Annotated in this window: 20 protein-coding genes and 2 pseudogenes; 14 read left to right on the top strand and 8 right to left on the bottom strand. The window is 63.0% G+C overall.

Annotated features, from left to right (window positions below; genetic code table 11):
* Nucleotides 1–246, bottom strand: a 246-nt coding sequence (locus tag IQ26_RS36590) for a transposase family protein (RefSeq protein WP_420846414.1), incomplete at its 3' end; no start/stop codon positions are given.
* 196 nt (nt 247–442) lie between these two features.
* On the opposite strand from IQ26_RS36590, the gene dinB reads away from it, so the two are divergent.
* Together dinB and IQ26_RS36580 are read left to right on the top strand one after the other, a co-directional pair.
* Entirely contained in the window at nt 443–1,684 is a 1,242-nt protein-coding gene (dinB, locus tag IQ26_RS36585; protein WP_145723232.1) for a DNA polymerase IV, read from the top strand.
* 217 nt (nt 1,685–1,901) lie between these two features.
* A complete protein-coding gene (locus IQ26_RS36580; protein ID WP_145723231.1) occupies nt 1,902–2,801 on the top strand; it encodes a dihydrodipicolinate synthase family protein in 900 nt (299 codons plus the stop codon).
* Nucleotides 2,802–2,836: 35 nt separating this feature from the next.
* Here IQ26_RS36580 and IQ26_RS36575 read toward each other — a convergent pair whose 3' ends face one another.
* Nucleotides 2,837–3,721: a LysR family transcriptional regulator gene (locus tag IQ26_RS36575; RefSeq protein WP_145723230.1), complete on the bottom strand. Its 885-nt coding sequence runs from the start codon at nt 3,719–3,721 to the stop codon at nt 2,837–2,839.
* Nucleotides 3,722–3,903: 182 nt separating this feature from the next.
* Between IQ26_RS36575 and IQ26_RS36570 the strand changes: the two genes are divergently transcribed.
* From IQ26_RS36570 to rpiB, 6 genes are all read left to right on the top strand, one after another.
* Entirely contained in the window at nt 3,904–4,962 is a 1,059-nt protein-coding gene (locus tag IQ26_RS36570; RefSeq protein ID WP_145723229.1) for a class I SAM-dependent methyltransferase, read from the top strand.
* A 259-nt stretch (nt 4,963–5,221) separates the two neighbouring features.
* Nucleotides 5,222–5,962: a FadR/GntR family transcriptional regulator gene (locus IQ26_RS36565; protein WP_145723228.1), complete on the top strand. Its 741-nt coding sequence runs from the start codon at nt 5,222–5,224 to the stop codon at nt 5,960–5,962.
* A gap of 89 nt (nt 5,963–6,051) precedes the next feature.
* Complete coding sequence (locus IQ26_RS36560; protein ID WP_407660296.1) at nt 6,052–6,987, top strand: TRAP transporter substrate-binding protein; 936 nt, start codon at nt 6,052–6,054, stop codon at nt 6,985–6,987.
* 89 nt (nt 6,988–7,076) lie between these two features.
* Nucleotides 7,077–7,544: a TRAP transporter small permease gene (locus IQ26_RS36555; protein WP_145723226.1), complete on the top strand. Its 468-nt coding sequence runs from the start codon at nt 7,077–7,079 to the stop codon at nt 7,542–7,544.
* Between the two features lies 1 nt (nt 7,545).
* Nucleotides 7,546–8,823 carry a TRAP transporter large permease gene (locus IQ26_RS36550; protein ID WP_145723225.1) on the top strand — a complete coding sequence of 426 codons (1,278 nt, stop codon included), beginning with the start codon at nt 7,546–7,548 and terminating at the stop codon, nt 8,821–8,823.
* Nucleotides 8,824–8,843: 20 nt separating this feature from the next.
* A complete protein-coding gene (rpiB, locus tag IQ26_RS36545) occupies nt 8,844–9,290 on the top strand; it encodes a ribose 5-phosphate isomerase B (RefSeq protein ID WP_145723224.1) in 447 nt (148 codons plus the stop codon).
* A gap of 516 nt (nt 9,291–9,806) precedes the next feature.
* On the opposite strand, the gene IQ26_RS36540 is transcribed toward rpiB, so the two are convergent.
* On the bottom strand, nt 9,807–10,478 hold the full coding sequence (locus tag IQ26_RS36540; protein ID WP_145723223.1) for a DUF1326 domain-containing protein: 672 nt from the start codon (nt 10,476–10,478) through the stop codon (nt 9,807–9,809).
* A gap of 172 nt (nt 10,479–10,650) precedes the next feature.
* Here IQ26_RS36540 and IQ26_RS36535 point away from each other — a divergent pair, with 172 nt between their 5' ends.
* On the top strand, nt 10,651–11,352 hold the full coding sequence (locus IQ26_RS36535; protein WP_145723222.1) for a winged helix-turn-helix transcriptional regulator: 702 nt from the start codon (nt 10,651–10,653) through the stop codon (nt 11,350–11,352).
* An 83-nt stretch (nt 11,353–11,435) separates the two neighbouring features.
* On the opposite strand, the gene IQ26_RS36530 is transcribed toward IQ26_RS36535, so the two are convergent.
* Nucleotides 11,436–11,795 (bottom strand): nuclear transport factor 2 family protein, encoded by a 360-nt coding sequence (locus IQ26_RS36530; protein WP_240547425.1) that lies wholly within the window; start codon nt 11,793–11,795, stop codon nt 11,436–11,438.
* 208 nt (nt 11,796–12,003) lie between these two features.
* Between IQ26_RS36530 and IQ26_RS36525 the strand changes: the two genes are divergently transcribed.
* Nucleotides 12,004–12,396: a class I SAM-dependent methyltransferase gene (locus IQ26_RS36525; RefSeq protein WP_145723221.1), complete on the top strand. Its 393-nt coding sequence runs from the start codon at nt 12,004–12,006 to the stop codon at nt 12,394–12,396.
* A gap of 349 nt (nt 12,397–12,745) precedes the next feature.
* On the opposite strand, the gene IQ26_RS36520 is transcribed toward IQ26_RS36525, so the two are convergent.
* The 4 genes from IQ26_RS36520 to IQ26_RS36500 form a co-directional block, all read right to left on the bottom strand.
* Nucleotides 12,746–13,279, bottom strand: coding sequence for a dihydrofolate reductase family protein (locus IQ26_RS36520; RefSeq protein ID WP_145723220.1), 534 nt, complete (start codon nt 13,277–13,279; stop codon nt 12,746–12,748).
* Between the two features lie 154 nt (nt 13,280–13,433).
* Nucleotides 13,434–14,126, bottom strand: a complete 693-nt coding sequence (locus tag IQ26_RS36515; protein WP_145723219.1) for a DUF899 domain-containing protein — start codon at nt 14,124–14,126, stop codon at nt 13,434–13,436.
* Nucleotides 14,127–14,128: 2 nt separating this feature from the next.
* Entirely contained in the window at nt 14,129–14,455 is a 327-nt protein-coding gene (locus IQ26_RS36510) for a hypothetical protein (RefSeq protein ID WP_407660295.1), read from the bottom strand.
* A 758-nt stretch (nt 14,456–15,213) separates the two neighbouring features.
* A complete protein-coding gene (locus IQ26_RS36500) occupies nt 15,214–16,122 on the bottom strand; it encodes a sigma-70 family RNA polymerase sigma factor (RefSeq protein WP_167522730.1) in 909 nt (302 codons plus the stop codon).
* Between the two features lie 463 nt (nt 16,123–16,585).
* Here IQ26_RS36500 and IQ26_RS36490 point away from each other — a divergent pair, with 463 nt between their 5' ends.
* The 4 genes and pseudogenes from IQ26_RS36490 to IQ26_RS36480 form a co-directional block, all read left to right on the top strand.
* Nucleotides 16,586–16,963, top strand: a complete 378-nt coding sequence (locus IQ26_RS36490; protein ID WP_145723217.1) for a VOC family protein — start codon at nt 16,586–16,588, stop codon at nt 16,961–16,963.
* A 160-nt stretch (nt 16,964–17,123) separates the two neighbouring features.
* Nucleotides 17,124–17,304 (top strand): annotated as a pseudogene (locus tag IQ26_RS40860) (IS110 family transposase); the annotation flags it as partial.
* Nucleotides 17,294–17,521 (top strand): hypothetical protein, encoded by a 228-nt coding sequence (locus IQ26_RS36485; protein WP_240547427.1) that lies wholly within the window; start codon nt 17,294–17,296, stop codon nt 17,519–17,521. The pseudogene IQ26_RS40860 and the gene IQ26_RS36485, both read left to right, overlap by 11 nt.
* Nucleotides 17,522–17,641: 120 nt before the next feature.
* Nucleotides 17,642–17,876: pseudogene (locus tag IQ26_RS36480) on the top strand (IS110 family transposase); the annotation flags it as partial.

The following is a 17,876-nucleotide window of genomic DNA, read 5'->3' as shown; positions in this document are numbered from 1 at the left end:
CCCGCCAGGCACGCGATGATGGTAGGGAAGGTAGCGGCGCAGGAAGTCGAGATGGGCCTTTCCCCAGTCGGCGATCAGATCGTAGTCGTCGCAATCGCAGATCGTGCCGCAGACGACCAGGAACAGCACTTCGCTCAGCGGATGGGCGACTCGCCACGGCTCGCGCGGGTCCTCTATGGCGGCAAAATGGTCCAGAAGCGCCTTCAGGCGCGGCTTCTCGAACCCCTCGAGGGCAGCAATGGTCATGGCGGGCGCTCCGAATCAATGAGCGCCCATGGAATCAGCCAATCGACAACAGCGAAAGCGCGTTAACCTGAGTTCGGAGCCCTGCTCTGTCATCTGCGCTCCTTGACAATCCGCCTGCAATGTTCTCTTTATGTTCCATACGAAACCACCCTCGAGACAAATGCGGCGTTCATACCGCCGCGGGCGAACGGGCCGGATGGAAGCCAACATCCTCCACGCGGATCTGGACGCCTTCTATGCCTCGGTCGAACAGTTGCTCGACCCGGCCCTGCGCGGCAAGCCGATCGCCGTCGGCGGCGGCGTCGTGCTGGCCGCCTCCTACGAGGCCAAGGCGTTCGGCGTGCGTGGCGGCATGCCGGGGCGGCGCGCGCGCGAACTCTGCCCCGGGCTGATCTTCGTCGGCGGCCATTTCAAGGACTACCAGCGGCTGGGCGATGCAGCCATCAAGGTGCTCGGCGATTTCACGCCGGTGGTCGAGCGCATTTCCATCGACGAGGCCTTTGCCGACGTCGCCGGCTGCACCCATCTGTTCGGCCCGCCGGCCAAGATCGCCGGCTCGATCCGCCGCCGCGTGCGGGCCGAGCTCGGCCTGCCGATCTCGGTCGGCGTGGCGCGCACCAAGCATCTGGCCAAGATCGCCTCGCAAGTGGCCAAGCCGGACGGGCTGGTGGTAGTCGATCCGCGCCACGAGCTGGAGTTCCTGCACGATCTGCCGGTCGAATTGATGTGGGGCGTCGGCCCTGTGACCAGGCAGCGGCTGGCTGGCATCGGCGTCAACACCATCGGCGAGCTGGCGAAGACCAGCGGTGGGGCGCTGGAGCGCCTGCTCGGCCCGGCGGCGGGCGAAAAGCTCAACGCGCTGGCGTGGAACCGCGATCCGCGCAAGCTCGAGACGCAGCGCCGGGCACGATCGGCCGGCGCGCAATCGGCGCTCGGCAGGAAACCGGCCGAGGAGAGCGTGTTCGTGCCCACCCTGCTGCATCTGGCCGACAGGGTCGCCACCAGGCTGCGGGCAAAATCGCGGCCCGGCCGCACGGTGACGGTTCGCGTTCGCTTCGCCGACCTGCGTTCGGTGACGCGCTCGATCACCCTCGACCAGCCGATTTCGGCAACCGCCATGCTGGCCGAGATCGCCGAGGCGCTGGTGCGCAAGGTGCTTGTCGATCATCCGCACGAAAAGACCATCTCGCTGCTGGCGATCGCCGTCTCGCACCTGGAGAAGCAACCGGGCCTGCAACTGGAGCTGCCGCTCGGCCTCGACGACGAGAGACGCCGACCCGGCACCAGAAAGGGCGCGGCACGCTGGACCGCCGACCGGGCCATCGACAAGATCCGCGACCGCTTCGGCTGGGAGGCGGTCGGCTATGCCTCGGTCGCGCTCGGCCTGTCGCGCTCGGTCCCCGACGCGTTTCGCGAACTGGCCGAAAAGGAGTTGTGAGCCGCGCTCGATTATACTTGATGTCGGCAGGACAGAGGGGGCCGCGAAGGATCGCTGCTGCTTCCATTCTGCGCCGCCGCATTCTCCGGCCAGTGTCGCGGCATGTCCCGCTCTTGGTTGACGAACCGCATCCGCATGTGAATGATCCGCCGCGCCCGAGCCATGCTGCTTCGGCAGGCCGGCTGAATCAACACATCCTCGAACGAAAAGAACCGCAATGACAGGCAACAGCAGGCTGCGCGGTGTGATCGCCGCCATTCCAACCCCGTTCACCGGGGATTTCGAGCCCGACCTGGACCGCTTCGTCAGGCTGGCCGGCAGGCTTCTGGACGACGGCTGCGACGCGCTCAATGTGTGCGGCACCACCGGCGAGGCGACGTCGATGGGCCTCGCCCAGCGCAAGGCCCTGATGTCCGCCGCCGCCAAGGCCTTGCCGCGCGACCGGTTGATGGTCGGCACGGGGGCCGCGGCGGTCGCCGACGCCATCGAGCTCACCCGCCATGCCGGGGAACTGGGCTTCGCCGGCGCGCTGCTGCTGCCGCCCTTTTATTACAAGAACGTTCCCGACGACGGCGTAATCGCCTATTTCAGCGCCGTCGCGGAAATGACGGCGGCGCAGGCGGTGCCGCTCTACCTCTATCATTTCCCGGCGCTATCAGGCGTTCCGTTCCACCCCGCTTTGGTGGCGGCACTGCGGGAGCGGGTCGGCCCGCGCCTCCACGGCCTCAAGGATTCGTCAGGGGACCTGGCCTATGCCCGGACGGTGGCCGCTGCGGTGCCGGACTTCGATGTTTTTCCCAGCGACGAGGGCTCGCTGATCGAGGCGAGAGGCGGCGCCTTCGCCGGATGCATCTCCGCCACCGTCAACCTCTCGAGCAGGTTTTGCGCCGCGGCCTGGCGCGACGGCGATGCCGACGCGCTCGCCACCGCATCCGCGATCAGAAAGCGCGTGGCTTCCGGCCCGCTGATCCCCGGCATCAAGGCGATGGTTGCCGCCATGATGGCCGACCCCTCCTACGCCTCGCCGCTGCCGCCGCTGGCGGCGCTCCCAGCCGCCGAGAGCGAAAAGCTCGAGCACGATCTCGAGGGCATTGTCGGCAGACGCGTCGGCTTCTGATGCCACGCGATGCTCCTGTACTTTAACCGGAGCTCCTATTGGGCCGTTTGCCAGTCGTACTCCTTCACCGCCTTGGCGAAAGCCGAGACAACAGGTGAAGGCAAGCGGTCGGCCACTGAAACGAGTGACACCTCGCGAATGATTTCAGGGTCGACGACGGGCCTATGACAGACGCCTGGATGGCTGGCCGAGTACTCTGCGATGAAGCAGACGCCCATGCCCGCGGCGATCATCGCCAGGATCCAGTCCTCGCGCTCGCTGCGAAAGGCGCTGCGGATATCGAAGCCGATATCCCGGCAGAGGCCGTCTATGTGATCGCCATATTCGCAATTGATACGCTCAAGATAGGCTTCTCCGCGGACGTCGGTAAGATGAAGCGTGTTGCGCATCTCGAAAGGATGGCCGGTCGAGAAGGCGAGCCCGAAGCGCTCCCGGTAAACAGGTTCCGCCTTCAGGCCATGGTCGAATGGTTTGGGCCTGGCCAGCAGGGCTACGTCAAGCTTGCCCTCGGTCAGAAGCTCGGTGAGATGGCTTGCCGCGCCCTCGATCACGGTCACTTCCACGCCGGGATAGCGCTCCCGAAAGGCATTGAGGAAACCGATGAAGCGCAACGGGCCGATGGTGCACATAACACCGAGCGTCAGCGACGCGGTTTCCAGGGAGAGGAAGCTCCTGGCGGTCCTCTTCGCGGTCTCCGAACGCTGGAGCACTTCGTCCAGATGGGTGCGCATCAGACAGCCAAAATCGGTGAGCCGCACGCGAGTTTTCTCGCGGTGGAAAAGATAGCCGCCAAGTTCCGCCTCCAGCTTCTGTATGGCCCGCGTCAGCGCAGGCTGGCCGACGTGAACGAGGTCCGCTGCGCGATGAAAGTTGAGAGTCTCGCTGGCCGCCAGAAAATAGCGGATTTCGTGCATCTCCATGATACGCTCCCGCCGATGTCTCACCTGCATCGCCGCGATGACAATTCGGCATTATCCGCCGCCCTCATGCTCAAGTAAACTTCACCAGCCTTATGGCAGCTTGGCCGCTGCCGGAGCCGATCCGAATCCAGGATCGGCCTCACCGAACGCGGTTGGAGAGACCAAGCCCAAGGGAGATTCCGATGTCTGAAGCCAGTCAGGAAAAATTGGACGCATTCTTGGGGAAAATGGTCGGTGATCTCGGTGCGATCGCTACCGGCGCGGGAGTCTTGCTGGGAGACAGGCTCGGCCTGTTCAAGGCATTGCGCGAAGGCGGCAAGATGACGGCCGCCGAACTTTCGACACGCACCGGCACCCAGGAACGCCTTGTAAGGGAATGGCTTTCCGGGCAGGCGGCCGCGGGCTACGTCGACTACGATGAAGCCAACGACGCGTTCTATCTCAACGCCGAGCAGGAGCTGGTGTTCGCCGATGAAGACAGCCCGGCCTTCATGGCTGGCGCATTCGAGGTCCTATCCTCGCTGTGGCTCGATGAAGAAAAGGTGAGGCAGGCATTCCAGTCCGGTAAGGGCGTCGCATGGCACGACCATAGCGCGTGTCTGTTTCGCGGCACGGAACGGTTCTTCCGTCCAGGCTACAATGCCAATCTGATCGACTCCTGGCTGCCGGCTCTGGAAGGCGTCGTCGAGAAGCTCGAACGCGGCGTGGACGTCGCGGATGTCGGATGCGGTCATGGCGCATCGACGGTGCTCATGGCACGTGCTTTCCCCAATTCGCGCTTCGTCGGCTTCGACTATCACGCCCCTTCGATCGAGCGCGCCCGCAAGGCCGCCGAGGAAGCCGGCGTCGGCGCCAACACGCGCTTCGAGGTCGCAACCGCCAAGACCTATCCCGGCACCTATGACCTCGTCGCTTTCTTCGATTGCCTTCACGACATGGGCGACCCAGCGGGAGCCGCCACCCATGTCCACGGATCGCTCAAGTCGGATGGCACGTGGATGATCGTCGAGCCGTTCGCGCATGATCATCTGGCGGCGAACCTCAATCCCGTCGGACGCGTCTACTATGCCGCTTCCACGTTCGTGTGCACGCCCGCGTCCCTGTCGCAGGAAGTCGGGCTCGGGCTTGGCGCCCAGGCCGGCGAGGCGAGGCTGCGCAAGGTGGTGACCAGCGGCGGCTTCAAGCGATTCCGTCGCGCCACGGAGACACCGTTCAACATGGTGCTGGAGGCCCGCCCCTAAAGCAATTCCAGGAAAAGTGCGTAGCGGTTTTCCGTCCGGAATTGCGTAAAAACAAATATTTAGAGCGGGTTGCTCAGTTCAGTTTGAACGCATCCCGCTCTAGCGCGACCGTCGCCAGAAATTGCAGCTCGCTTTCGTACGAAGCCAGGCAAGGAACAGGCTTTCGTCGACCGCTGATATCTTCCTGCTTGACATCGACTCTTCGTTCGGGAAACAGTGGTCAGACCACTGTAAGGCCAGTAGGGAGGAGGAGCGGCCGATGTCAACCATGCTTGCCGAGGGCGACGACCTATCGGGCGTAGAGAAGGTGTTCACCTTCTTCCGCGACGCCCTGCTGGACGGCACTTTGAAGCCGGGTGAGCGCTTGCTGGGCGAGCGTGAACTGTCGCTGAGGCTCAGCGTGTCTCGGCCGCTGCTGCGTGAGGCATTGCGCTCGCTCGCCATGCTCGGCTTCCTCGATATCCGCCATGGCAAGGGCGCCTATGTCCGCCAGGCCGATATCAACGTCCTCTCGGATTTCTTCACCTTCAGCCTCGCTCAGCAGCCCGACATTCTCGACGACGTAATGCAGGCACGCATCGCGATCGAGTGCCAGGCGATCCGGCTTGCCTGCGAGCGCGCGACGGAAAGCGATCTGAAGCGCATCGGCTCGAAGCTCACCCGGCTGATGGACACGCTGCACGATCCGATCGAGGGCGGCACAGCCGACTTCGCTTTCCACCAGGCGATCGTCGAGGCGGGGCACAGCGAGGCACTGACCACGCTCTACGGCGCGATCGGCGAGTTGCTGCGCCGAAGCCACGTGCAGCGGCGCGAAGTGACCGTTTCAGAGCCCGGCATCGTGGACTATCTCGTGGAAGCGCACCGCGAAGTGTTTCTATCGATTGTCGATCGCAATCCGGACGCGGCCGACCGCAAGCTCCGCGACCATTTCGCCATCGGCGACGAATTCCGTCGCCGCAGCCTCATCTCGGCCTTCGCCCGGAGGCCGCAGACCTAAGCAACAGGCATCAAAATCAAGGGAGGATTTCCGACATGCTGCACAGGACCATCATCAATGCGCTGACGGGCGCAGCCGTCGCGCTCGTCATGACGAGCGCTGCACTCTCCGCCGAATTGCGCTACGCGCATGTGGGCGCCGAGGGCGACATCCAGACGATCTACGCCGCCGAGGCCGCGAAAGGCATCGCCGCCGCGACGAACAACGAAGTGACGGTGACGGTCTATCCGGCAAGCCAACTCGGCGGCGTCGCCGAGATGGTCGACGGCGTCAAGATGGGCTCGATCTCGATGGGACATCACGACTTCGCCTCGCTCGCACGCCTCGTGCCTGAGGTCGCGGTGTTCAACGCGCCCTTCATCTACCGCGACGGCGCGCACGCGCTTGCCTCGACCGACCCGGCTACGTCACCCGCGCTACAGGCGATCAACGAGAAGCTCGTCGCGCAGGGCGTGCGCATCATCGGCCGCATCTACCGCGGCGACCGCCAGATCTCGTCCAACTTCCCGGTCAAGACGCCGGCCGATCTCGCCGGCAAGCCGTTCCGCGCCGTCCCGCTCGAGCTGTGGGTCTCGATGGTCAAGGGGTTCGGCGCTATCCCGACTCCGGTCGAGGTCGCGGAACTGCCGACCGCCCTGATGACGGGCGTGGTGGTCGGGCAAGAGAACCCGCTCACCATGATCGCCTCGAACAACCTCAACGAAGTGCAGTCACATATCTCGATGACCGGCCACATGCGTGCCGTCCTCGCCGTGTTCGTCAATGAGGAGGTTTGGCAGGGCTTGACTGAGGCGCAGCGCGCCTCGATCACCAAAGTGCTCGACGACGAGGCAAAGAAGTCGCTGCAGATGGCCCAGGATGGCGAGGTCAAGCTCGTCGAAGAGCTGAAAGGACGCGGCATGACCATCATCACCGAGGCCGACGGGCTGGACATCGCCGCATTCCGCGACGGCGTCAACAAGCAGATCGCGCAGGACTTCCCGAACTTCACACCGCTGATCGAGCAGATCCAGGCGATCAAGTGATCGACGACGGCCGGGGCTCGCGCCCCGGCCGACCCCTTTGGTAAATTGTCGCCGCCAGCGCCGGTTCGCCGGCCGGAAGGGAGGATGGGATGCGCATCGCCGAACGCATTCTTACAGCTTTCGTCGTCATCATCATGGCCGGCCTCGTGCTCGTGCCGACCGCGCAGGTGATCATGCGCGGGGTCTTCGTGCTGCCTTTCATCGGGGCCGAGGAGTTCACGCGCTTCCTGCTCATCTGCCTGGTCTTCTGCGCCTATCCACTGGTGGTGCAGAACGGCGAGAACATCGTCATGGGCGAGTTCAAGGCGGCGATGCCGGCGCGCCTGCGCGGGATCGTCAACTGGTCGATCTCGATCGGTGCCGTCGCCGCGACCGGCTTCCTCGCCTATGTCACGGCAATCAACATTTCGAGGAACCTGGTCAACGCGACGCCGACGCTCGGCATCCCGTTCTGGATCTTCCTGGGCGCGACCTTGTTCGGCTTCGCCGGCGCAGCTCTCGTCCACCTCCTCCACCTGCGCAAGCCGCCGCAGGCCGACACCAACATCGCGGTCTGACATGGGCTTCGCGGTCGTCATCGCCTTCCTGGCGCTCTTCATGCTCGGCTTTCCGGTGGTCTATGCCATCCTCCTGCCGTCCATCGCCTACGTAATCATCGAAGGCCTTCCGCTCGGCCTCCTTGCACAGCGCGTCACCTATGCGCTCGATTCCTTCCCGCTGGTTGCGGTTCCGCTGTTCATCTTCGTCGGCAATCTGATGAATTTGTCGGGGATCACCGACCGCATCTTCCGATTTGCCTACACGCTGGTCGGCCGCGTGCCGGGCGGTCTGGCGCAGGTGAACGTGTTCGGCAGCCTGGTCTTCTCCGGCATGTCGGGCGCCGCACTCGCCGACATCGGCGGGCTCGGACGCATCGAGATCGACGCGATGAAGAAGCGCGGATTCGACGCCTCCTTCGCAGGTGCCGTCACCGGCGCCTCGGCGACGCTGGGGCCGATCTTCCCGCCGTCCATTCCCCTGATCGTCTACGGCTCGGTGACGAGCGTCTCGATCGTGCAGCTCCTGGTCGCGGGCATCGTGCCCGCCATACTGTGCACTGCGCTCCTGATGCTGACGGTGCTCGTGGTGGCGACAATCCACAAGCATCCGCGGGCCGACCACTGGCCGACGCTGTGGGAAGTGGGACGCGACTTCCTGCCGGCGCTGCCCGCGATCGTCGCGCCCGCCTTGATGATTGCCGGCATGACATCGGGCGCCTTCACGCCGACCGAGGCGGCGGCCATCACCGCCGTTTACGTCATCCTCATCAGCGCCTTGCTCTACCGCGAATTGACCCTCGATCATCTGTGGAACTCGGCCGTGCTCACCGCGCGCAGTTCCTCGGCGATCCTGATCATCGTGGCGGCAGCGGCCCTCTTTGGCTGGATCCTTGCGGTCGAGCAGGTGCCGCAGAGCTTCGCGGCCGCACTGCTTGGCCTCTCACGCGATCCGGTGATGCTACTCGTCATCGCGAATCTCATCTTCTTCGTGGCGGGCATGTTCCTGGATTCCACGACGGCTACGCTGCTGCTGGTGCCGATCATCGCGCCGCCGCTGGTGCTGGCAGGCGTCGACCCGGTTCAGCTCGGCATCGTGACGATCTTCAACCTGATGCTCGGCCTGCTGACACCGCCGTTGGGCCTGTCGCTGTTTCTGGTGGCCGACATCGCCAAGGTCTCGATCCGGCAACTGCTCAAGGCGCTGCTGCCGTTCTACATCCCGCTGCTGACCACGCTTGCGATCCTGACCTTCGCGAAGGATCTCACCTTGTGGCTGCCCCGCATGATCGCTCAGTAACACCCTGGAGAATTCTGAAGATGCGCATCGTCATCGGTTCCGACCACGCCGGCTTCCCGCTCAAGGCTACAATCATCGATCACATCAAGTCGCTGGGACACGAGGTGCATGACGCTGGATCCTACGATCCCAATCCGGTGGACTTTCCGGACATTGCGAGGACGGTGACGTCATCGATCATCGAGGGCGAGGCGGAGCGCGGCCTGATGGTCTGCGGCACGGGAGTCGGCGCTTCAATCGCGGCTAACAAGGTGAAGGGTATCCGTGCGGCGGTCTGCCACGACGTGCATTCGGCCCACCAATCGGTCGAGCACGACGACGTCAACGTCATGTGCATCGGCGCACAGATCGTCGGTGCCTGGCTCGCCAAGGACCTTGTGACGGCCTATCTCGCGGCCGAGTTCTCGACCGACGAGGATTTCCGCCGCCGCGTGCGCAAGCTCGCCGAGATGGACGGCGAGCGGTAGTTTCAAGAGAAGAACGCGGTATCTGGGCCGGAAGCGGACTGGCGCTTTCGGTGTTGCCGAGCGGCGCTTCAGACACAGAGAGCGATGCTGTCAATCACTAGCGTCTGCGCGGGCGAGGAGAAAGGCCCTTCCCGCTCATTGCGGGCGAGCTTGGCCGCAGCCTTGAATTCGGAGCGGGCCTCGGCCAGCCGGCCGGCCCGCGCGCGTTGAACAGATCGACATAGCGGCGCAGCAGCCGCTCGTCATCGGCGTCGAGCCAGAGCGTCGATCCCCTTCTTCTTCGACACCAATTACGACACGCTTCTGCTGCCGAGTTGCATCGGCGAAAACCGGTCGGCCAAATATCCGCCTGTGACCGCCGACGAATACGTTGCCGGGCGCCTGGCCGAAACCCACGCGCACACCACTACGCCCTGAGACTGCGCGGGGCGCGGTGGCTGGCGAGGACGATAATCCTGTCGTCCTTGACGGCGCTCTCGACGGCAGCATCAATCGACATGTCTCAAGCCGTTGGACTCAGCAGGCGAGAAGCCATGCCGCGAGCCTTGATCTTTCTCGAACCAAGCCATCCTGATTGAAATGGTGAACACAAAAATGCGCCCATGAATCTTCGAACGCCATTTCCATGTCACCGGTGACCGAGGTCGTACCGAGTCCGAGTTCCGCGTAGGTAAACTCGAAGCTGCCGCTCGGTCGTGCCAGAGCGATGTGGAATGGCTCGCCCGTGAACTCGTTGATTTTCGGGCTGGCGCTGCTCGTTAAGACGCCAGGGATCGCGACCTTCGCGGTTCGTGCGTCCAAGTCCGCCTTGAGATCGATCGGCAGGAACAACGTCTCGCAAAAATCCGAGCATGTTAAAGCAAAGACCGCGAAGAGATTGCTCAACGGTCTGCACGCCGCGCCCGAAACAATGGTTTCGAGCGCGATCCGTTGAGCCTCATCCGCACGCTCGTCGATGATGATCTGACGCCGGCCGTTTCCGTCCTTGATTTCGCCGGGCCACTTGTACAGCACCGCCCAGTTCAGGCCCGCAAGGGGCGTGTCGTTGAAGTGGCCTTCAACGATGTTGCCGATGAAGGCCGACTGACAATAGCCGCGGGTGCTCGGCAAGTTGAACTGGCAACCGCAATTCATCGCGCAATTGCAGTTATCGTAGGTTTCGCTCTTGAAAAGCCATTGGTCCGCCATTCCGGTGATCCTCCCATCCTTGAGCGTCGACTTAGGCGCAACCATTGGGAAGATGGCACAAGGCAGGAGGCGAGCTCCAGTTCAGGAATTGAACTGCCCCGGTATAGAATCTGAACTAGCCAACATCCGCCATCTGCCGTAGCGTCAGGTGCACTTGGTAAGGAGGTTCATCATGGCACAAGCCAGCTATGGACAGTTCTGTCCGGTAGCGTTGGCTGCCGAAATGCTGTGCACGCGCTGGACGGTCGTGCTCCTGCGTGAATTGGTGGCCGGCTCGACTCGCTTCAACGATCTGCGCCGCGGCGTGCCGCGCATGTCGCCGGCGCTCCTGGTCAAGCGGCTGCGCGATCTCGAGGAGGCCGGCATCGTCCGTCGTGTTGCTTCGCGGACCGAGCCGGGAATTCTTGAGTATCACCTAACGCCTGCCGGACGGGACTTAAAGCCGGTGGTCGAGGCGATCGGCATATGGGGTCAGCGCTGGTTCGAAGCCGATGTCTCGCTGCAACATCTCGATCCGTCGCTGTTGATGTGGGACATGCACCGCAATCTCGACCCCACGACGTTGCCGCCGCGGCGCTGCGTGATTCACTTCCTATACCCCGAACTGCCTGCCGCTCGCCGGCGGTGGTGGCTTCTCATCCAGCCCGGCGCTGAGGTAGATCTCTGCTCGGTCGATCCCGGCTTCGATATCGACCTTTACGTCACCACCGACCTGCGCACCATGACTGCGATCTGGATGGGGGTGACGACGGTCAACAAAGCGATGAGCGACGGAAGTCTCGTGCTCACCGGCGATCGTCAGATCGCCTGCCATATGCAGACATGGCTCGGCCTGAGCCCCTTCGCGGCGGAAAAGAGGCTGGTTTCTGCGTAGAATTTGGCGCGGCTATCGCTGTGGCGTCGGGCGATCGTCGCAGCCTGCTGAAGAAGTCGAGACCGTACCGATCTCCGCGTCGATCAGGCACCAGGGCGCGTAGCGGAAGTCGCGGATCTGGACGACCCGCTCGTCCCGTCATTCGACCAGCATGAAGCCGCGCGCGGCGCCGTCCGGCTCCTGCGGGTTGCGGATGAGGATCGCCGGCCGGCCGTCGACGAAGCCCAGCGACAGGCCCAATCGTTGGCGCGGTCGTAATTGCCGAAATAGGTCGACACCTCGGCCTTGCCGCGCAGGCGGTTGACCACCTCGAGCTGGATATTCTCGGCGATCAGCGCCCTCACCGCGTCGAAGTCGCGCGCGTTGAACAGATCGACATAGCGGCGCAGCCGCCGCCCGTCATCGGCGTCGAGCCAGGGCGTCGATCCCTTCTTCTTCAACACCAATTACGACGCGCTTCTGCCGGCACCGTTCGGGCCAAGATACGCCCCCCCACCGTGTAGGGTCCGGAATGGCGCAACCACATCATCACTGCCTAATGGCGGCGTGCAGGTCTGGCATTCCTGATGTGCGACAGCTTGATGGTTAGCGGGATTGGCGTGAAATCTCAGAAAAACGCTGCAAGCAATTCCATTATTGTCGCCGACTCCAGTGTCTAAGGTCGACATTCAGGAGATGCCGTTTGAGGACAACACCTACGATCTCATCTGGTGCTCGCACGTTCTTGAACACGTCCCTGATGACCGAAGGGCTCTGAGCGAAATCCGCCGTACCCTCGCCCCGAACGGCATCGCCGTGATTCAGGTTCCTCTTTGGGGATCCAAAACCATCGAAGGCGACCTCCCAACTTCCGAACGCGTGCGCGTCTATTATCAGGAAGACCACCTTCGCCGTTACGGAAAGGATATTCTGGAGCGGCTGTCCATGGATGGACTTTCTGTCAGCGTCCGCAATGTTCAAGAGCTGGAACTTCAGTTGGTATTGAGGTGCTCACTGAACGACATGGCGAGCAACGATGTTTTCCTTCTCAGGAAGCTCGCCTGACGTCGCTCGGCTCTTCGGCCCAGGTTGTCGCCGAGCGGGACTGGGCGCGCCAAACGCCGTTGTCCTCCTCGAAATTTTCATCGCGATCGGCTGGCGTTTCTTAGGCAATGCACATCAGTCCGAAGGCGTCGTCTCCCGTGCCCGGTCCCGTCTTAAGCGGATCTTTGCGTCGATTCGCAGAATGCCCGCCAATGGCGTTCCTTGCTCGTTCCACAAGGCGACGTGCACGGCAGCTTTCTACCCGAGCGGAAGGTCCGCTATCGGGACGAAGATACCGACAAACAGTCGTTTCGTTACGATCTCAAAGCGGACCTGACGCGTCGGCGCAGTCTGTCGGGCGATTGCGTGATTAAGCAGGAACGTACGTCAACCTGATCGCGTCCTCGCCGATTAAATCGCTGGCCACGAGGCGGAGCGGCGGCCGTGGGCCGGCAAAGAATGGCTTGCCGCGACCAAGCACGATGGGGTGGAAGTAGAGTCGATACTCATCGATAAGACCAAGGTCGGTTAGGCTTCGTGCCAGGTCTGGTCCGGAAACTGCAATCTCCCCAATGAGCCGAGCTTTCAGGCCACGTATCACCGCCTCGACGTCATCCTCGACAAGTGTGGCGTTGGGGCCGACTGACTTCAACGAGCGCGACACGACCCACTTCGGTTGGCGCCGCCACGCCGCCGCGAACTCGTGTTGCTCCGCACTCCACTCAGGACGGTCTTCGTCCCAATAGCGCATGACCTCGTACATGCGGCGGCCGTACACACTGCCGGCCAGGTCGCGCACGTGCTCTATCCAGTGACGAAAGAGCGCGGGACCTGGCGCAGGTAATTCCTGGTGGTCGACATAGCCGTCCAGGGACTGGTTCATTCCGAAGACGATCTTCGCCATGCTGCAAAATTTCCATCCCGGGTTGGTTCTTCAGGATAGCTGGAACCGCTGTGACGCGCAAAGGAGGTTGGGCACAAACTGCGCGCCGCTTTGTCGGTGTGACGAATATTTCTCGTTTACCATCCGGGCATCATTCCACCGTCCGCCGGCGGGGCTACGCGTAGCGGTCGTGGCGGCGCACCCAGTCCATTCCCTCGGCTTCGTTGCGCCCCTTCGGCATGAGGTCGAGCATGGCGTAGGTGCCCATCATCACCTCTACACCGCGGCCGAAGGTGGAGTAGGTGTGAAAGACATCGCCAGCCTCATCCTTGTAGAAGGCGCTCAGGCCAGGCCATTCCTCGCCGGTCTCCCGCCATTCGCCGAAATTGTAGTCGATGTGCCCGGTGGCCACCTCCTCGGGCGTGAAACTGACCCGGAAATCGTAGTTGAACGGACTGCCGTTCGAGGACACCCACCTGAATTGCCAGCCCATACGTCTGCGATAGCGCTCGATCTCGGCAAGCGGCGCCAGCGAGACGGCGATCATGGTAACGTCGTGATGCGCCAGGTGCTTGTTCATGCCGTCGGTGTGATCAGCCATGAATGAGCAGCTCGGGCAGCCTTCCTTCCATCCCGGCGCGAACATGAAATGTTGTACCAGAAGTTGTGAACGGCCGTCGAAGAGATCGCCGAGCGAGCGCGGACCATCCGGCGTGTCAAACAAATATTCCTTCTCGATACGCACCCATGGCAGGGCGAGCCGATCGCGTGCGACCTTGTCGCGAAGATGGGTCATTTCCTTCTCCGCTCGCAGGAGGTCCCGGCGGGCGGTTAGCCAGTCATCGCGTGAAACAACAGCGTGTTGCATTGTCAGTCTCCTTCGGTTTGGGTGACGGAAGTGTTGCGGTGATGCGAACGGGCGGAAAAGTGCTTCAGCCACTGCGATACGTGAAAGAGGCTCATCAGCAGATACATCAGGGCCATGTCGTTGATCGGCATGAAAGCCGAGGCGGCAGAGCACATGGTCATGGCCGGCGAGCCGATGGCAGAAATCCAGGCCATCAGTGCGAAGGTCGGGGCGGCGGCGAGCCCGAGCCAGCCGGCAAGATCGACTGCCTGCCCGAGCAACGAAGTGGCTTTCTCTTTTGCTGCAAACATCGTCATTTGCGGTCCTCCGGTCGAATTCGCCGTTTCCAACGGTTTCGATACGAAAACGCTATCTCGGGCGGATGGGGAGGTGAGAGTTACAAGTGTGACGGGATTTCAATGGAGGGCCGGAAACAGACTTGCAGCTTCTGTCTGCTGCCAAGCGACGAGGTGGACGTTCGCACCTGCCCGCGCTAGCTGGTCGATATGGGCGCGCTTGGCGGACTCTGAACCATCAATCTTCGTGAGCGTTGGGTACCGCCAGTGCGAATTCGCGGGAGAAGCATGCTTACCATTTGGACATATGACTGGGTGCCTGGTGGCGAGAAGGGCGCTCGCGTGCGTGATCTCCGGCTGAGATGGGCCTGCGAGGAGGCGGCGCTCGACTGATGGCGGACGTGCTGCGCTTAACGCTGCGCGTCGACATGCCGGGTTATCCGAACCTCCGAGCATGCATTGACCGCGCTTGCGCTCGCCCAGCCTTCAAGAAGGTCTATGCTGACCAGCTCGCTCACTTTGCGGCTGGAGACCAAACTCATCCCAACTGACTGCTCCGGTTTTGGGCGCAAACGTCCGCCTCGCCTGTTCACTCGAATCTCTGCTTTTGGGATTCGGGTCTGCTCAACGGCTGACTTCAGCGAAGCGGGCATTCGAAGCTCCACCAGGGAAGTCGCCTCCGGGTCGCGGCGGAAGGTTCTGCCCGTGACCGCAGGCTGTGCCAGAAGCCACCTCAATAAATAGCGAAGCCGGTGGCGCAACCTTGGCCATGTCGCCTTCGCGCGCCATCTCGCACCATTCCAGCCCTCCCCTCACCCTTCCATAGTGCTGATCTCCGCATCGACCAGGCACCAGGGCGCGTAGCGGAAGTCGCGGATCTGGACGACCCGCTCGTCCCGCCATTCGACCAGCATGAAGCCGCGCACGACGCCGTCCGGCTCCCCGGGCCCATCCGGTGCCCGCGGGTCGCGGATGAGGATCGCCGGCCGGCCGTCTACGAAGCCCAGCGACAGCGCCCAGTCGTTCACGCGGTCGTAATTGCCGAAATAGGTGGAAACCTGCGCCTTGCCGCGCATGCGGATGCGGTTGACGACTTCGAGCTGGATGTCCTCGGCGATCAGCGCCCTCACCGCGTCGAAGTCGCGCGCGTTGAACAGATCGACATAGCGGCGCAGCCGCCGCTCGTCATCGGCGTCGAGCCGGGGCGCGGCGACCTGTTCGGGCTCCGCTGCCAACAGGCGCAGCTGCGCCCGCCCGCGATGCAGCGCCGCCTTCGTCGCGGCCAGCGTCGCGCCGGTCACGTCGCATGTCTCGTGCAGGGAAAGGCCAAGCACGTCGACCAGGATCACGGCGCCGCGCTGCGCCACCGAAAGCTGCATGAAGCTGCGCAGGCTGGTGGCAGCGGCGAGCCGTGCGTCGGCATTGCCGGAGGGATCCTCGATGGTGGTCATGTCGGCCTCGGTGATGCGCGACCTCTCCCGCTGGCGCCGGCGCAGATGATCCTGCGCGGCATTGTGGGCGATGCGAAACAGCCATTGTTCCGGCCGCTCGACCGCCACGCTGCCATCGACCGCCTGCAGCGCTTTCAGCAGCGTCTCCTGCACGATGTCCTCGCCGTCGATCACCGAGCCGGCCATGTGGGCGCAGTAGCGATGCAGTTTCGGACGCAACCCCGAGAGCATCGCCTCCAGCGCGGGGCGGTCGAGTTTTTGTGTGCTCATCACGTCCATTCTTTCCGGCCTTGCCGTCCTCGAGGATATGGTAATTGCCGATGATCCTGACAGGCGACCGTTTGACCGGGGTCGAGCGCCGCTCCGCATGGTTTTGGGTGAACGCCTTGAATGCCGCAAGCTCGGTGAGTTCGGCACTTCCCTCGCCGACGACATGGACGAACTCGCCGTCCTCCAGTTCGAGCACGAGATAGCGCGCCGTCCGCGGCGCCACCTCGTCCAGCGCTTCGAACACCTTCGCCACCAGCGCGCGGTTTGCTTCCAGCTCGGTGTCCTTCACGCTGTAGCGAATGAGAGTGTAGCCCATCGTCCGTCTCCTCAAATGGTTGACCTGAACCAAAGACGTTTCGCGTTGCCAAAAAGATTCTCGCATGCGGCGAATCTTTTTGGCTGCCCACATCGTCCTTCACCTGTGGGTGGCTGCGCGGCAGCCATCAAGAAGAGGGAGACGACCATGCATATCCAGTTTGCCGAACTGCCGGTGTTCGACCAGGACCGCGCCAAGGCGTTCTACACCAGGCACCTCGCCTGCAAGGTCGCGGCCGACGAGAAGATGGGCCATAGCGGCTGGCGCTGGATCGAGCTGACATTGCCCGGCGCCGTCACCAACCTGCATTTCGTGAGGCGCGCCGACGACACGCCAGGCGTGGAGCCGGTGCTGGAGCCGGTGCTGGTGCTGGTCGACGAGCATGTCGAGGCCACGATCGCTGCTTTGAAGGCGGGCGGCGTCGAGATCATCACCGAACCGCAGGAGGCGCCCTGGCAGCCAGGCCGCACGGTGGCCGAATTTCGCGACAGCGAGGGCAACCGCATGGTGATCGCCAGCCAATGAGCGGGGCCATCCGGTGAGCGGGCCAGCAATTGTCGTTCTCTTGCGAGCGCAAGCAGATCATGCTGGAGAAGAACAACATCTCGCCCGGCCTGGTCGGTTAATATGTCGAGACCTACGAGTTCGCCGACCGCGGCCCGCTGCAACTAACACGACGGTCGCAATCGGCATCGATATTGGCAAGGAAGTCTTCCATCTCGTCGGCTTTGGCACTGACGGGTAAAATCGCGTTCCGCCGCAAGATCAAGCGGCTGGCCCTCGTCGATACCTTCAAAAAGCTTGCGCCGTGCGTTGTCGGCATGGAGGCCTGCCTCAGCGCCCATTTCGTCAGCCGTGCCCTTCGCCGACCTCGGTGGGCCCGCCACGATCACCATTGGCGCCGACAACAATGGCGAGATTGCCTTCGGCGCTCTGCAAGCGATGGTCTTCTTCACATGGGGCGGCTGTGACGAGATGGACGAAGTCAGCGGTGACGGCCACGCCGAATTGCTCGACGACGGCTCAATCGAAATCACTTTCGCATCACAATGGCGACGAGGCCATTCTCCAGGCCAAACGTGATCCTTCTTCAACAGATGGGGTGATTGGGGTCTCGCCCGAGCCAAATTGAGGGCGGCTGCTCCTGTCGAGATGTGAGAACGTGGTCGATGTAGATCGCCACAAACATCAGGAGGAGCAGCCATGAAGTATTTTGCCGGACTTGACGTGTCTTTGGAAGAGACCGCCATCTGCGTCGTCGACGAGAGCGGCCGGATTGTGAAGGAAGGGCGGGTGGCGAGTGAGCCGAGGGCGCGTTATGAGGCCTTGCGGAAAATCGATCTGCCGCTGGACCGCATCGGGCTCGAAGCCTGCTCGCTGGCGGCCTGGCTTTATGACGGTATTCGCGCCGAAGGATTGCCGGCCATTTGCATCGAGA

This window comes from Mesorhizobium tianshanense (assembly GCF_007830515.1).
Taxonomy (GTDB): Bacteria; Pseudomonadota; Alphaproteobacteria; order Rhizobiales; family Rhizobiaceae; genus Mesorhizobium; species Mesorhizobium tianshanense.
The sequence above is the reverse complement of the archived record's forward strand: the minus strand, read 5'-3'. Positions and strand labels throughout refer to the sequence as shown.